13 protein-coding genes and 1 tRNA gene are annotated in these 14,610 nt (G+C 68.2%); 7 read left to right on the top strand and 7 right to left on the bottom strand.

The annotated features are described in order from the left end of the window. Positions 1-29: 29 nt before the first annotated feature. From ACV22W_RS21850 to ACV22W_RS21840, 3 genes are all read left to right on the top strand, one after another. Positions 30-308: a hypothetical protein gene (locus ACV22W_RS21850; RefSeq protein ID WP_448021680.1), complete on the top strand. Its 279-nt coding sequence runs from the start codon at positions 30-32 to the stop codon at positions 306-308. Positions 309-428: 120 nt separating this feature from the next. Then, positions 429-1,925, top strand: coding sequence for a DUF1800 domain-containing protein (locus ACV22W_RS21845; RefSeq protein WP_448021678.1), 1,497 nt, complete (start codon positions 429-431; stop codon positions 1,923-1,925). Positions 1,926-1,992: 67 nt separating this feature from the next. Next, on the top strand, positions 1,993-3,216 hold the full coding sequence (locus ACV22W_RS21840) for a DUF1501 domain-containing protein (protein WP_059693483.1): 1,224 nt from the start codon (positions 1,993-1,995) through the stop codon (positions 3,214-3,216). Positions 3,217-3,240: 24 nt separating this feature from the next. Here ACV22W_RS21840 and hpnD read toward each other — a convergent pair whose 3' ends face one another. Next, positions 3,241-4,074: a presqualene diphosphate synthase HpnD gene (gene hpnD / locus ACV22W_RS21835; protein WP_448021676.1), complete on the bottom strand. Its 834-nt coding sequence runs from the start codon at positions 4,072-4,074 to the stop codon at positions 3,241-3,243. Positions 4,075-4,309: 235 nt separating this feature from the next. Between hpnD and ACV22W_RS21830 the strand changes: the two genes are divergently transcribed. Then, positions 4,310-4,396 (top strand) — tRNA-Leu (locus tag ACV22W_RS21830). Between the two features lie 229 nt (positions 4,397-4,625). Here ACV22W_RS21830 and ACV22W_RS21825 read toward each other — a convergent pair. From ACV22W_RS21825 to ACV22W_RS21810, 4 genes are all read right to left on the bottom strand, one after another. Continuing rightward, a complete protein-coding gene (locus ACV22W_RS21825; RefSeq protein WP_448021674.1) occupies positions 4,626-4,856 on the bottom strand; it encodes a hypothetical protein in 231 nt (76 codons plus the stop codon). 97 nt (positions 4,857-4,953) lie between these two features. Beyond that, a complete protein-coding gene (locus ACV22W_RS21820) occupies positions 4,954-6,063 on the bottom strand; it encodes a class II histone deacetylase (RefSeq protein ID WP_448021672.1) in 1,110 nt (369 codons plus the stop codon). A gap of 15 nt (positions 6,064-6,078) precedes the next feature. After that, positions 6,079-7,296 carry an MFS transporter gene (locus ACV22W_RS21815; RefSeq protein WP_448021671.1) on the bottom strand — a complete coding sequence of 406 codons (1,218 nt, stop codon included), beginning with the start codon at positions 7,294-7,296 and terminating at the stop codon, positions 6,079-6,081. A gap of 22 nt (positions 7,297-7,318) precedes the next feature. Continuing rightward, positions 7,319-8,362 (bottom strand): porin, encoded by a 1,044-nt coding sequence (locus tag ACV22W_RS21810; RefSeq protein ID WP_448021669.1) that lies wholly within the window; start codon positions 8,360-8,362, stop codon positions 7,319-7,321. Between the two features lie 302 nt (positions 8,363-8,664). Between ACV22W_RS21810 and ACV22W_RS21805 the strand changes: the two genes are divergently transcribed. After that, positions 8,665-9,810, top strand: coding sequence for a response regulator transcription factor (locus tag ACV22W_RS21805; RefSeq protein ID WP_448021668.1), 1,146 nt, complete (start codon positions 8,665-8,667; stop codon positions 9,808-9,810). A 100-nt stretch (positions 9,811-9,910) separates the two neighbouring features. After that, positions 9,911-10,909, top strand: a complete 999-nt coding sequence (locus ACV22W_RS21800; protein WP_448021666.1) for a 2-dehydropantoate 2-reductase — start codon at positions 9,911-9,913, stop codon at positions 10,907-10,909. A 240-nt stretch (positions 10,910-11,149) separates the two neighbouring features. Here ACV22W_RS21800 and ACV22W_RS21795 read toward each other — a convergent pair whose 3' ends face one another. Together ACV22W_RS21795 and ACV22W_RS21790 are read right to left on the bottom strand one after the other, a co-directional pair. After that, a complete protein-coding gene (locus ACV22W_RS21795; RefSeq protein WP_174908762.1) occupies positions 11,150-11,599 on the bottom strand; it encodes a MarR family winged helix-turn-helix transcriptional regulator in 450 nt (149 codons plus the stop codon). Between the two features lie 62 nt (positions 11,600-11,661). Next, positions 11,662-12,807, bottom strand: a complete 1,146-nt coding sequence (locus ACV22W_RS21790) for a glycerate kinase (RefSeq protein WP_448021664.1) — start codon at positions 12,805-12,807, stop codon at positions 11,662-11,664. A gap of 386 nt (positions 12,808-13,193) precedes the next feature. Here ACV22W_RS21790 and tig point away from each other — a divergent pair, with 386 nt between their 5' ends. Continuing rightward, positions 13,194-14,540, top strand: a complete 1,347-nt coding sequence (gene tig, locus ACV22W_RS21785) for a trigger factor (protein ID WP_448021662.1) — start codon at positions 13,194-13,196, stop codon at positions 14,538-14,540. Positions 14,541-14,610 lie beyond the last annotated feature (70 nt).

Genomic DNA, 14,610 nt, shown 5'->3' with positions numbered 1-14,610 from the left:
ACAAATCGACCAAAGAAGCGAGGACGGTCATGCGATCTGCCCGGATTGCACTGATGCTGACGATCGCACTTGTCGGTCCATATGCGTCGAACTTCGCGTATGCGCAGCGCCCCGAGCAGGGGGCCTCGTCGCGCAAGCTGCAGCGCGGCAAAGCGCCGCAGTCCGACCGCGCCGCCGACATGGCGGTCCGTTCCGCCGTGCCTCCCGATCTCGAACAGCGCCGCCGCGACGGGCACATGACGCCCGAGGAGCGCCACCTGTTGCGCCAGCACATCGAGGACGCCGTTCGCGAGCTGTACAAGCGCTGATCCGCACGCGCCCTCGCGCGGCGCGGAAAGATTCCGTAGCAATTTTTCCGTCAACTTTCGGATGCCTGCCGCCGTTGTACCGGCATCCGCACCGCCGGTGCGTTCCGGGAGTCCACGACGATGAAAGCGAACGCTGCCGCCCCGGCATCGCCCGCGATGCAGGCGCCGCTCGACGCCGACGATGCGCTGTTCTTCCTGAGCCGCACCGGCTTTTCTCCCGCACCGGCCGAGGTCGCCCGCATCGTCGGGATGACGCGCGCGCAAGTCGTTGCCGACACGCTCGGCAACGTGCGTCGCGACCCCGTGACGACCTGGCCCGACTGGCTCGCCGAGTTGCCGCCGACCCGCGCGCAGCGACAGGCGCTGACGCCCGACATGCGGCGCGACGAGCAGGGCGAACGCAATCGCCGCTACGATGCGTTGCGTGCGGCGTGGGTCAACGAAATGGTCGTGACGCCGTCGCCGCTCACCGAGCGCATGGCGCTGTTCTGGCATGGGCATTTCACGTCCGGGCAGGACAAGGTCCCGTATCCGCAGACGATGGCCGCACAGAATGCGCTGTTTCGCCGCGAGGCGCTCGGCAACTTCGGCACGCTCCTGCATGCGGTCGCGAAGGATCCGGCGATGCTTCAGTATCTCGACGGCGCGAGCAACCGCAAGGGCCGTCCGAACGAGAACTTCGCGCGCGAGGTGATGGAGCTGTTTACGCTCGGCGAAGGGCATTACACGCAGCACGACGTAACCGAGGCCGCGCGCGCGATGACTGGCTGGAGCATCGATCCCGATACGCTGCGCTTCGTGGTGCGGCCCGAATGGCGCGACGCGGGCGACAAGACGATACTCGGCGAGACCGGTGCGTTCGACGGCGACGGCTTTCTCGACATCCTGTTGAAGCGGCCCGACACCGCACGCTTCATCGCCGGCAAGCTGTGGCGCGAGTTCGTATCCGATACACCGGACGCCGGCGCGCTCGATATCGTCGCCGAACGGTTTCGCGCGAGCGGCTACGACATACGCGCGGCGCTCGCCGCCCTTTGGTCGACCGACGAATTCTGGGATCCGCGCAATCGCGGCGTGCTCGTGAAGTCGCCGGCCGAGTTCGTCGTCGGATCGGTGCGGTTGTTCGGCGTCGCGTACGGCGATCCGCAGATGCTCGCGAACACCGTGCGCACGCTCGGGCAGAACCTGTTCTATCCGCCGAACGTGAAGGGCTGGCCGGGCGGCGCGATGTGGATCAACAGCACGACGCTGCTTGCGCGCAAGCAATTCGTCGAGCAACTGTTCCGCGCGACCGAGACCGCCGCCATGCGGGCGCCGGCGCATGCGATGGCGGCACCGTCGCCGAATGCGCACGCGATACCGGTTGCCGACGCCGCGTCGGTTGCCGGCATGCGCGGCGCGCCGGCCCGGCCCGCGCGCGGCGGCCTGCGATTCGACCTCGAACGCTGGCTTGCGCAGTATCGTGCGCGGCCGCAGGCGATTGCCGGATTGTCGACCGAGCTTCAACTGCAGCACGCGGTGCTGCCGGTGTCGCCGGTCGCCGCAATCGATACGGACTCGACCGGCGGCGCGTATCTCGAGGCGCTGCTGATGGATCCGGCCTATCAACTTAAATGACCGAAACGACGATGAACAGGCGCGCTGCCGCGGTGGCCATGCCGCGCGGCAAACCGAAGGATGCACGATGAACCGACGCGATTTTCTGACGCTGACCGGCGCCGCGGCCGCGGCGGGCGTGTCGTTGTGGCAGCCGCCCGCGCAGGCGGCGACATCGATCGCCGCGGCGGGGCGGCAGCCGGCGGCCGGCTATGCGAACGTGCTGATCCTCGTCGAGCTGAAGGGCGGCAACGACGGCCTCAACACGGTGGTGCCGTATGCCGATCCGCTCTACTACCAGTTTCGCCGAAGCATCGGCATCAAGCGCGACCAGGTGCTGCAGCTCGATGCGCATACGGGGCTGCACCCGTCGCTCGCGCCGTTGATGCCGCTGTGGCGCGACGGGCAGGTCGCGGTCGTGCAGGGCGTCGGCTATCCGCAGCCGAACCTGTCGCATTTCCGCTCGATCGAGATCTGGGATACCGCGTCGCGCTCCGACCAGTACCTGCACGAAGGCTGGCTCACGCGCACGTTCGCGCAGGCGCCGGTGCCGCCCGGCTTCGCGGCCGACGGCGTCGTGCTCGGCAGCGCGGAGATGGGGCCGCTCGCGAACGGCGCGCGCGCGATCGCGCTCGTCAATCCGGCGCAGTTCATCCGCGCGGCGCGGTTGGCCGAACCGTCGTCGCTGCGCGAGCGGAACCCGGCGCTCGCGCACATCATCGACGTCGAAAACGACATCGTGAAGGCGGCCGACCGGCTGCGTCCGCGCGGTGGGATGCGCGAGTTCAGGACGGCCTTTCCGGCCGGTACGTTCGGTACGTCGGTGAAGACCGCGATGCAGGTGCTCGCGGCATGCGAGGCGTCGGGGCCCGGCGCGCAGGATGGCGTCGCGGTGTTGCGACTCACGCTCAACGGTTTCGATACGCACCAGAACCAGCCGGGGCAGCAGGCTGCGCTGCTCAAACAGTTCGCAGAAGGGATGAGTGCGATGCGCGGTGCGTTGATCGAACTCGGGCGCTGGAACCAGACGCTCGTGATGACGTATGCGGAATTCGGGCGGCGCGTGCGCGAGAACCAGAGCAACGGCACCGATCACGGCACCGCCGCACCGCATTTCGTGATGGGCGGCCGCGTGGCCGGCGGGCTGTATGGCGCGGCGCCGGCACTCGGGCATCTCGACGGCAACGGCAACCTGCCGGTCGCGGTCGATTTCCGCCAGTTGTATGCGACCGTGCTAGGGCCGTGGTGGGGGCTCGACGCGACGCATGTGCTGCAACAACGCTTCGATACGCTGCCGCTGCTGAAGGTGTGATGCCCGGGAGGGTGACGGCGCGGGTCAGCGGCGGCGCGCGGCGCGCCACGCGATCCACAGCTTGCGGATCGGTGTCAGCGCGATGCGCTGGTGCAGCACCTGGTAGCCGTCGCGCTCGATTTCGTCGAGCAGCGCGCCCGCCAGTGCGATCTGCGCACGCAGCGTGCGTTGCGCGCGGCGTTCGGATGCGGGGATCGCTGCGTCGGCGGCGGCCAGCGCTTCGCGCGCGCGGCCCGTCTGAAACTGCAGCAGCTCCGTGAAGGCCGGGCTGTAGCGGCGGTTCAGCAGGTCGGCAGCGGTCACGTTGTAGCGTTGCAGCTCGTCGATCGGCAGATAGATGCGGCCGTGCCGCGCGTCGTTGCCGAGTTCCTGCACGAATTGCGCGAGCATCAGCGCGCGGCCGGCATCCGCGGCCCACGGCTGCGGATCGGCCGGATTCGCGGCACTTGCGCGCGCGACCAGCGACGCGAAGGTGCCGCCGACCTGCACGATATAGCGCTGCAGGTTCGCGAAATCCAGGTAACGCGCCTGTTCGAGATCCATCCCGTAGCCGTTGACGAGCGTGCGCAGCGCGTCGGATTCGGCCCCGATCGCCGGGTGGTGTTGCGCGAGCGCCTTCGTGACCGGATGCGACGGTTCGCCGGCGGCGAGCGCCGCGAGTTCCTTGTGCCACCACGCGAGCTTCGTGTGTCCGACGGTCGGATCGCTGGTTTCCTTGACGGTTTCCTCGAGTTCGCGGCGCAGCGCGAACAGGGCCGTCAGCCGCGGTTCGGCGGCGAGCGGCGCCTGGCGCAGCGCGTAGTAGACGCTGGAGCCTGCGGGGGCGGCCTTTTGCTGACAGTAGTCGTCGAAGTTCACGGGTGGGATCGTGGCGGAGGCGGGTTCGGGGACGCGCGCCGGCACATGGCCGGCACGTCGAGCGCGGCATTCTAGCACCGCTGTTCGACGGGTGTCGGTGGGGCGAGACAATGCTGCGCAGATCGGGTAGAATCTCGCGCTCGCCTGAGCGGGTGTGCCGGTTTTTGGTTCGGCATGAAGCCCGGGCGCGTGGAGAACGCATCTTGCGTGCCATGCGATTAGGCGACAGAAATCCGCGTGAGTGGCGAAATTGGTAGACGCACCAGGTTTAGGTCCTGACGCCCGCAAGGGTGTGCCGGTTCGAGTCCGGCCTCACGCACCACGAAGTCGAACGTGCCCCGCCAAGGGCCGTTCCCAGGAAGCGCTGCCGGTTGGCTGACCGGCAGCGCTTTTTTGTTGGTGCGGTTCCGCGCGGAGTGCACGCGCGGGCTTATGAACGGTTCCAATCCGAACGGAGAGGCCTGCTGCTCGTCGCAGCTACCTGCACTGACCCAGATAAAAGAAGGCGCCGCGCATCCACCGACCGCGGCGCTTCGTCGTTTCAAGCGTGCCTAGTCCCAGAAACTCCGCACCGCGACCGCCACGATCACCGGCACCGAGAACACCAGCGGAATTGCGAAATACTGTGCTTCGCGATCGACGATCCAGCTATAGATCAACCAGCCCGCGCCAATCGCGAACGTGACGAGCCCGACCAGCACGGCGGCGATATTCAGTGCGAGCTTCGAAGGCTGGCGGCGCGCTTTGTCGTTGGTGTCGGGGTCGCGCGAAGACGATTTCATCTGAAGAGGGGGCCGGACCTGGCAGGTGTAAAAGCACAGGAAACCCCATCCGCACCGATCGCGCAAGGGCCGGCCCCGCATCGTTGGTGAGCGCGCGTTACAAGCCGAACGACACGGCCAGTTCGTCGAGCAGTTCGCGCTGGAACGCGACGAACCGCTCGCCCGGCTGCTGCGCGATCGCGAGATCGAGCATCGGATCGGCGACACCGGTTCGGATACCGGCCAGTTCCTCGACGATCGCGAGTCCGCAGAACGGCACATACGCTTCCGAATAGCCGCCCTCGTGGACGATCACGAGCCGCCCGCCGCAATGGCGTTGCGCCGCCTCCTTCACCGCGCGCGTCATGTACCGGTAACTGTCCGTATGCAATTGCATGCGCGCGAGCGGATCGACCGCGTTCGCATCGAGGCCGCTCGCGACGACGATCAGTTCCGGCCGGAAACGCTCCAGCGCCGGCAGCACGATCCGCTCGAACGCATGGCGATACGCGTCGTCGCCGCTGCCCGCGAGCAACGGCACGTTCAGGTTCGCGCCGACGCCCGCGCCTGCACCGCGCTCGTCGCCGCCGCTGTAGCCGGGCGGAAAGCAGCGGTCCTGATGCAGCGAGATCGTCAGCGTGTCCGGATCGTCGTAGTAGATCGACTGCGTGCCGTTGCCGTGATGCACGTCCCAGTCGATCACCGCGACGCGGTCGATGCCATGCTTCGCGCGTGCGGCCTCGATCGCGATCGGGATGTTCGCGAGCAGGCAGAAGCCCATCGGGCGATCGCGCAGGCAGTGATGGCCGGGCGGGCGCGACAGCGAGAACGCGTTCGCCGTGCGCTCGGCGACGACGGCGTCGACCGCCGCGATCGCGAGACCCGCGGACAGTGCGGCGATCTCGTAGCTACCCTTGCCGAACGGCGCGAGATCGCCGAGGTCGCCGCCGTTCGCATCGCTGAGCGCGCGGAACGCGTCGAGATAGCTCGCTGGGTGGATGCGCAGCAGATCGGCGGTGGTGGCCGGCGTGGCACCGCGCATGTCGAGGTGGTCGGCCAGGCCCGACGCCTGCACGAGCGACAGGAGGCGGCGCTTCGAATCGGGCGATTCCGCGTAGCCGGCGCTCGACGGCGGCTGGACCCAGCCGCCGACAGGGAAGAACAGCGCGTGCGTACCGCCGGTGTGCCAGAAGGTGCGTTCGTCGGTGAAGAAGGCAGTGCGATTCATGGATGGGTCGACCTGTCACGGTTGGGAAGAAGCGGAAGTCATGGAAGACCGCGCGCGCCGATCGATACGGCGCAGCGCGGCAAACGACGCGATCGCGACGGCCGTCGCGGCCGCGAACAGCGCGTGCATCGTGCCGCCGGCATCGAGCAACAGCCCGGCGAGGAGCGGGCCGGCCGCGAGGCCCGCGCCGATCACGAAATTGAGCGTTGCGACGAGGCGCCCGGACGTGTCGATCTGCGCGACGGTCGCGAGAATGAACGGCAGTACGAACGTCCACGCAAACTTGAACGCGAAGATCGCGGCGCCGTAGCCGCTCGCATGCGGCAGTGCGGCGAGGGCGACGAGCGACGCCGCGAGCAGCGCGTAACCGGCGGCCAGCATCGTGCGCCGCGCAAGCCGGCCGCCCGCGCACGATGCGAGCGCCGCGCCGGCAATCCCCATCACGCTTGCGATCGCAAGCACGTTGCCGGTCGATTGCGGGTCGAGTCCGGCTTCCGCGGCCGCGCGGCTCGCGAACGTCCACACGCTGCCGATCGCGAGATAGAAGCTCAGTACCGCGCCGATCGCGAGCGCGACGAAGAGCCGTGATGTATCCGTCGCGGCGCCGCGCGCGGCCCGGGCCGACGCGGTCCGCGCACCGAGCGTCGCCGGAAAGCCGCGTGACAGCGGCGCCGCAAGCAGCGCGAGCGCGGCGAGCGCGACGTACAGCGCGCGCAGCCCGAACGCGGCGAACACGTGCGGCAGCATGAACAGGCCAACCGCACCGGCGACCAACTGGCCGACGACCCACAGCCCGTACACACGATCGCTGTTCTCGCTCGTGGCCGCGCTGGTCATGCAGAGCACCATCAGCGAGCCGCCGCCGAGCGCCGTGACGGCTCGCAGCGCGAGCAGCGCGACGAAGCCGGGCATCCACAACGCGGTCAGGAGATTGCCCGCGCCGAACAGCGCGATCGCGCACGCGGCGACGCGGCGCGCATCGACGCGGCCGAGCCACAGGTACGACGGCACGGTCGCGAGGCTGAACGCGCCGAGTTCGACGAAGAAGTAGGTGCCGATCTGCGACGCGGACAGCCCGAACTGCGTCGCCAGTTGACCGGCGACGGCCGGCGCGACGAGCAGCAGCAGCGGCGTGATGGCCGCGAACACGACGAGCGCGACGAGCGTCGAGCGCGCGAAAGGCGCCGCGCGGCCGTCGGACGGCGGCGCGGCATCGGAGCAAAGGGTTTTCATGGCGGGATCTCGCTGGACGGAATCAGAACAGGTGATACATGCCGACCATCGCGCCGAACTGCGATGCGCCGGCGAGCGGTGTCGGGTCGTATTCGTAGACGGTCTGTGAACTCTGGCCGCTGTTGCGCGCATAACCGAGGTTCACATAGGCGACGGTGCGTTTCGACAGCGCGTAGGTGGAGCTGGCGATGAAGAGCGTCGGGTGGCCGATCGCCGGCGTGTGCGAATCGGTGTGGTAGACGCCCGCGTTCAGCCCGATGCCGCCCGACGTCAGATAACGGGCGCCGCCCCAGACGATCGTGCGCGCCGCATCGAGGTCGCCGGTCAGGCGTTCGACGCCCGCGTAGACGGTGAGCGGCAGCGTCGCGAACGCGTAACGCGCGGCGAGCGTGCCGAGTTCGCGGCGGCGCGCGGACGCGTCCTCCGCGGCTGACGCGTCGCCGTGGGCCTGATGCAGCACCGCGCTGACCGACAGTCCGTTGCTGGCGTACTGACCGCCGAGCTCGAGCACGCGCCCGGCGCGCGTGTTGCCCGCGACGCCGGCGGTCGCGGCGAGGGCCTCGACATCGAAGCCGGCGAACGTCGGAGACTGGTACTTGATCGAGTGGTCGATGAAGTTCGCGTTCATCGGCACGAGCACGCCCTGGCCGCTGTACGACGCGTACCACAGCGGGTCGTAGAACAGCGTCTTGTCGAACAGCACGCTGAACTGCCGGCCGAGCGTCACGGTGCCGACAGGCCCCGCGATGCCGACATACGCGCCGCGGAAGAACGCGTAGCCCGGCACGGTCGAGGTGCCGTCGTTGATGTTGAGGCCTTGTTCGAGCTTGAACAGCGCGCGCCAGCCGCCGCCAAGATCCTCGGTGCCCTTCAGCCCGACCTGCGACGGCAGGATGCCGTAGTTCTGCAACTGCACGGTCGCGTGCCGTCCGTCGGCATGCGTCAGGTACTGCACGCCGGCGTCGAGCGCGCCGTACAGCGTGAGGGTCGATTGCGCGTGCGCGGCGAGGCTGCACGCGGCGAGCGCCGCGGCGGTCGCCGTGCGGATGAAGCGGGATGTCATCACGTGGGGTTCTCCATACCGTCCTGCATCGTTTGTCGTTGGTGTTGTCGCGACGCAGTGTCGGCAGCGGGAAAACCGCTGAACAGTCGTGCAGATGAACGGTGAGGAAAACCCGCGGTGCACGGGATGGACGCACCGCGACACCGCGGCGCGGCGTGCTGCGCAGCAGCAACGGACGGCGCACCGTTCAAATGGATGGGGTTGCCGCGCGTTCCGGCGGCGGAGCCCGCCAAAAATGCCGGTCGCTATAATCGGCCGGTCTGCGTTGAGCGCATCAGCGGCCCGATCGGGCAGGAGAGCGGAAGGTGAGGATCACCACGGATATCAGGCAGGATCCCGATGCGCTGCGCGACGTGCCGGCCGCGATCGTGCTCGACGAATCCGCATGGCCGCCGCTACGGTCGCGCCGCGCCGATTTCGACGGTGTGACGCGCGGCGACGCGGCGCGACGCGAATTCGGCCTGATGCTGCTCGACCTGTACGCGCTCGCCGCGCAGTCGAGCATCGGCGAATTCGAGTGCCGCTTCTTTTCGCTGCTGCAGGGGCTCATCCCGTTCGACGCCGCGTGGACCGGCGTCGCGACGCACGTGCCGACCGGCCCGGTGATGCACAACAGTTTCCTGTACCGTCTTCCGCACGCGTTCTTCAGCGACTGGAAACGCGTGCGCGATTGCGATCCGCTCGCGCAGCGCACGCTGCTCGGCGCGCATGGTCGCGCGGTGCGCTTGTCGGTCGTCGAGCCCGGGTTCGACGCGCGGTTTCGGGACTGGTGCGTGAAGTACGGGCTGGCGCAACTGATGTGCGTGTGTACGCTCGATCGCCGCTTCGGGCTGACGACGTTCATGTCGATCTACCGCCAGGGCCTGAATCGTCCGTTCAGCGACGACGACGCGAGCCGCTTCGAGGAAGTGATTCCGCATCTGGCGGCCGCGCTGACGATCAACCGCGCGGCACAGCTCACGCGTGAGCGTGGCGATGCGGTGGCGCCGGCGGCGCGCGCGCTCTGCGACAACTTCGGTGTGCTGCATCACGCCGATCACGGCTTCGACGACGTGCTGCGGACCGAATGGCCGGCGTGGACAGGCCCGCGCGTGCCGGAGCCGCTGGTCGCGCATGTGCGGCGCCAGTCGGGCCAGCCGTTCATCGGCGACGCGTTGCGCATCCAGTGCGTGCCCGTCGCGGGACTGTTCCAGCTCGAGGCGCGGCCGCGCTCGCTGCTCGACCGGCTGAGTCCGCGCGAGCTGGCGGCGATCCGCTATTACGGTGCCGGCCGTTCGCACAAGGAGGTCGCGCAGCAGATGGCGATTTCGCCGACGACCGTGCGTCACTATCTGCGCTGCGCGTACCGCAAGCTCGGCATGCACGACAAGAGCCAGATCGCCGGCGTGCTCGGCGCGACGGGCGGCTCGACCGACGACGAGCCTGTGGAGGCGGGCATCGCACCGCGCTGAATCGCGCATGCGAACACGGCACGCAGATGCTTGCGTGAATGGTTGTATCCGCAACCATCTGGCGCTATGCTCGTCAGCTCCCGGTAGACGGATTCCCATCATGAATGACACGAATTCAGGGTCGGTGCGCGCGGCGGTGGTCGGTGTCGGCGCGATCGGCGGGTTGCTCGCGGCCGCGCTGTCGCGGGCCGGCATGACGGTGAGCGCATTCGCGCGCGGCGCGACGCTCGATGCCCTGAACGCGCACGGCGTGCGCGTGATCGACGAAGCGGGCACCGAGTCGTCAGTCCCGGTGCGTGCGAGCGACGACGCGGCCGCGCTCGGCGTGCAGGACTACGTGGTGATCGCGCTCAAAGCGCAGGCATTGCCGGCGCTGGCCGCGCGCATCGCGCCGCTGGTCGGGCCCGGCACGGTGATCGTCGCCGCGATGAACGGGCTGCCGTGGTGGTTCACGCACGGGTTCGCGGGCCCGCTCGACGGCGTGCCGCTCGATGCGGTCGACCCGGCGGGGGCGGTCTCGGCGGCGCTGCCGCCCGCGCAGGCGATTGGCTGCGTCGTGCACCTGTCGTCGAGCACCGACGCGCCGGGTATCGTGCGCCGCGGCCGCGGCAACCGTCTGATCATTGGCTCGCCCGATCCGCGGCTCGATGCGTCGACCGCGCGATTCGCAGCGGCGCTCGCCGCAGGCGGCTTCGACGTCGAGTCGACCGACGCGATCCGCACCGAAATCTGGGCAAAGCTGTGGGGCAACATGAACATGAACCCATTGAGCGCGCTGACGGGTTCGACCGCCTCGCAACTGCTCGACGATCCGTTCACGCACGACCTCGCGTTGCGGATGATGGAGGAGGCGGCCGCGATCGGCGCGAAGCTCGGTCTCGATACGGGAATGAGCGGGCCGGAGCGGATTGCCGTGACGCGCAAGCTCGGTGCGTTCAGGACATCGATGCTGCAGGATTTCGAGGCTGGGCGAGCACTGGAAATCGGACCGATCCTCGGCGTGTTTCCGGAACTGGGACGCAAGCTCGACGTGCCGACGCCGTATTGCGACGTGGTGCTGGGATTGCTGCGTCAGCGTGCGGCGAACAGCGGGCTATAGCGGGGGGAGGATCGCCGCGCCGATGGGCGGTGCAAGGAGACGGGTGACGAAGAGGCGGGTAGTCGGTCCGGTAGTCCGCGGGGGAAGCCGGGCATGCTACCCGTGCGCTTGCGTGCCTCGGGTGGTTCGCAGAATTCATCGGAACATAGCGCGGCAGGCGCTGCGGGCCACCGCGGCGATTCCAGCGTATCTCACTCCTTCGCAATACGGGTGCGGCACAGAGTGCACCCGTATTGCGACTCAGTCGTCGCGTTCGACCGCGTTCGCGACGACCTTGTCGAGCAGTCGCTCGAACGTCTGGCGCTCGCTGTCGGACAGGCACGCGAGCAAGCCGTCATTCCACTTGCGCACGATCGGCATGATCTTGCGATGCAGCGCGCGGCCGTCAGCGGTCAGCGCGATCAGCACGATTCGCCCGTCTTCCTCGCTCGCACTGCGCTGGAGCAGCCCCTGGCGCAGCAGCGCTTCCGCCGCGCGGCTCGCCTGGCTCTTGTCGAGGTTGGTGTGGCGAGCGAGATCCATGATCGAAAACGGGCCGAAGGCGCCGACGGCGGCGATCACGCGCGCCTCGGGCAACGAGATGTCCAGCTTGTGCCGGTACACCTCGGCGATCCCGCGGTCGGATCGCTTCGTGAGCGCATGGAGGCGATAGGTCAGAAACTGATCGAGCCCGGCTTGGCGGCCTTTCATGTCGAATCCTGAAGAAAAAGGGCGGGCCCGATTGTTCCTGTATCGCGCGCTCGGGTCAACGGTCAGTGTGCGCCGTACTTCAGCCGTGTCAACTGTTCGGCTTCGTTCGCGAGCAGGTTCGCCGCGTCGCGGATCGCGACGTCGAGCGTGATCGGGCCGGGCGCGGGTGAGAAGCAGCCGGAAAAGTGTTCGGACAGGCGCGACAGCGCTGCAGGGTCGACCGCGCCCGACAGTAGCGACGCGGGCACGCCCGCGACCCGCGCATGACGGCAGGCGATGAACGGTGCCTTGCCGTGCAGTGTCTGCACGTCGGAGCGGCCTTCGCCGGTGATCAGCCAGTCGGCGCCGGCGAGCGCGGCATCGAGCCCGATCTGCCGCGCGACGACTTCAGCGCCGGCTTCGAACTGTGCGCCCAGCATGTGCAACGCGAATCCGAGCCCGCCCGCGGCGCCGGCGCCCGGCAGGTCACGGCCTCGCCGGTCGAGCGCGGCCTCGAGCAGGTCCGCGAAACGGCCGAGCGCGGCGTCGAGGGTCGCAACCTGCTCGGGTGTCACGCCCTTTTGCGGACCGAACACCGCGGTCGCGCCGTGCGCGCCCGTCAGCGGGTTGTCGACGTCGGACATGCCGATGAATTCCGCTTCCGTCAGGCGCGGATCGAGCCCCGACGCGTCGATCCGCGCGATATCGGCGAGCCGCGCCGGGACGGGTTCGACCGGCTGGCCGGCCGCGTCGAAGCATTGCAGGCCGAGGCCCGCGAGCAACCCCGCGCCCGCGTCGTTGGTGCTGCTGCCGCCGAGCGCGACGAAGAAGCGGCGCACGCCTTCGTCGAGCAGTGTGCGGATCGCTTCGCCCATGCCGCGCGTGCTGCGTGCGTCGACAGGCACGCTCATGCCGACCGCATCGGTGATGCCGACGATCTCGGCAGTCTCGACGATCGCGGTGCGCGGATCGATCACGCCGACCGCCGCGTCGCGTGCCACGAGCGACGCGCCGGCCACCCGCAGCGTGCGCCGCGTGCCGCCGCCCGCCAGCATCGCGTCGAGCGTGCCTTCGCCGCCGTCGGCCATCGGGCAGCAGCGCACGACCGCGTCGGGACGGGCACGGCGGATGCCGGTGGCGATCGCGTCCGCGACCTGCTCGGCGGAAAGCGAGCCTTTGAACGAATCGGGCGCGATGACGACGACAGGCGCGGACGGGTGTTGCGGCATGGTGTCTCCGGAAGGCGTGATTGGTGTGAAAAATGGCGGCCGCAAGCGCGGCGCATCCTCAATCGGAGCTTACAGGATGGCGGGCTGGCGGTGGATACGCCGTTCGGCATAGCGGCGATCCGCGCGCATTGCCGTGCGCGGGAGCGGGCGGCATGGCCGGTCGGCATCGTTGTCGTACCGATCTGGCGGTACGAGGAAAATTGTTTGCTAGAATAGTCGATTCTTCCGGCCAAAGCCGTGCTCCGAGCCGCTTGCGCTAGCCATTCGGCGCGTGCAGGGATGGCGTGGCGCTCCGGCGCGGCGTGTGCATGCGATGCACTCACGCCGCAGGCAGGCACGGCAAGGAAAACCCGATTCGCTCGAATAATTTTAGGACGATTGAAGCCATGGCTAACGTTGTTGAGAACCTCGGCAAGCTTGAACGCCGCGTGACGATTTCCCTGCCGAAGGACACCGTGCAGAAGGAAATCGACGCCCGTATCCAGAAACTCGCGAAGAACGTTCGCATGCCGGGTTTCCGCCCGGGCAAGGTGCCGCTCAAGATGGTTGCCCAGCAGTACGCGGGCCAGGTCGAGGCGGAAGTGCTGAGCGACAAGATCGGCCAGGAATTCTTCACGATCAGCCGCGCGGAAAACCTGCGCGTCGCCGGCCAGCCGAGCTTCGAGCCGAAGCAGGAGCAGGTTGAGGATGCATACGCGTTCGACGCGACGTTCGAGGTTTACCCGGAAGTGAAGATCGGCGATCTGGCGACGGCGGAAGTCGAGCGCTCGACGACGTCGATCGGCGACGCCGAAATCGACCGCACGCTGGAAATCCTGCGCAAGCAACGCGTGCACTTCCACGCGCGCGGCGAAGCTGGCGAGCATGGCGACGGCGGTGCGGACACCGCGGCGAAGAACGGCGACCGCGTGACGGTCGACTTCGTCGGCAAGATTGACGACGTCGCGTTCCAGGGCGGTACGGCCGAAGACTTCCCGTTCGTGCTCGGCGAAGGCCGCATGCTGCCGGAATTCGAAACGGCGGCACTGGGCCTGAAGGCCGGCGAGCAGCGTACGTTCGACCTGAAGTTCCCGGACGACTACCACGGCAAGGACGTGGCGGGCAAGACGGCGCAATTCACGGTCACGATGAAGAAGATCGAGTGGCCGCACATGCCGGAAATCGACGCCGAATTCGCGAAGTCGCTCGGCATCGAAGACGGCGACTTGACGAAGATGCGCGCCGAAATCAAGGAAAACCTCGAGCGTGAAGCGAAGCGTCGCACGCAAGCCATCGTCAAGAACCAGGTGATGGACGCGCTGCTGAAGATTTCCGAACTCGACGTGCCGAAGGCGCTGATCGAGCAGGACCAGCAACGGCTCGTCGAAATGGCTCGCCAGGATCTGGCGCAGCGCGGCGTGCCGAACGCGAAGGACGCACCGATCCCGGCCGAGATGTTCGCCGAGCAGGCAGAGCGTCGCGTGAAGCTGGGCCTCGTGCTGGCCGAACTCGTGAAGTCGAACAGCCTCGAAGCGAAGCCGGAGCAGATCCGCGCGGAAGTCGACGAGTTCGCGAAGAGCTACGAAGACCCGAAGGAAGTGGTCCGCTGGTATTATTCGAACCAGCAGCGCCTCGCCGAGATGGAAGCGTTCGTCGTTGAAAGCAACGTCGTCGACTTCGTGCTGGGCAAGGCAAAGGTGACGGACAAGGAAGTGAGCTTCGAGGCACTCGCGAGCGCGTCGGCGCAAGCGTAAGTGTCGCTCTAGCGGCGTGCCGGCTGTCGGAGCGACGGCCCGCACGCCGTTTTTACGTCAAGCGCACGGT

It is taken from the genome of Burkholderia sp. AW49-1 (genome assembly GCF_053427845.1).
This window is presented reverse-complemented; position numbering and strand designations above follow the sequence as displayed.

Bases quoted from the DNA above. Each gene is read 5' to 3' on its own strand.
- ACV22W_RS21845 (WP_448021678.1), top strand. From the start codon at position 429: ATGAAAGCGAACGCTGCCGCCCCGGCATCGCCCGCGATGCAGGCGCCG.
- ACV22W_RS21840 (WP_059693483.1), top strand. From the start codon at position 1,993: ATGAACCGACGCGATTTTCTGACGCTGACCGGCGCCGCGGCCGCGGCG.
- ACV22W_RS21790 (WP_448021664.1), bottom strand. From the start codon at position 12,807: ATGCCGCAACACCCGTCCGCGCCTGTCGTCGTCATCGCGCCCGATTCG.
- ACV22W_RS21795 (WP_174908762.1), bottom strand. From the start codon at position 11,599: ATGAAAGGCCGCCAAGCCGGGCTCGATCAGTTTCTGACCTATCGCCTC.
- ACV22W_RS21815 (WP_448021671.1), bottom strand. From the start codon at position 7,296: ATGAAAACCCTTTGCTCCGATGCCGCGCCGCCGTCCGACGGCCGCGCG.
- ACV22W_RS21825 (WP_448021674.1), bottom strand. From the start codon at position 4,856: ATGAAATCGTCTTCGCGCGACCCCGACACCAACGACAAAGCGCGCCGC.
- ACV22W_RS21820 (WP_448021672.1), bottom strand. From the start codon at position 6,063: ATGAATCGCACTGCCTTCTTCACCGACGAACGCACCTTCTGGCACACC.
- ACV22W_RS21800 (WP_448021666.1), top strand. From the start codon at position 9,911: ATGAATGACACGAATTCAGGGTCGGTGCGCGCGGCGGTGGTCGGTGTC.
- ACV22W_RS21850 (WP_448021680.1), top strand. From the start codon at position 30: ATGCGATCTGCCCGGATTGCACTGATGCTGACGATCGCACTTGTCGGT.
- tig (WP_448021662.1), top strand. From the start codon at position 13,194: ATGGCTAACGTTGTTGAGAACCTCGGCAAGCTTGAACGCCGCGTGACG.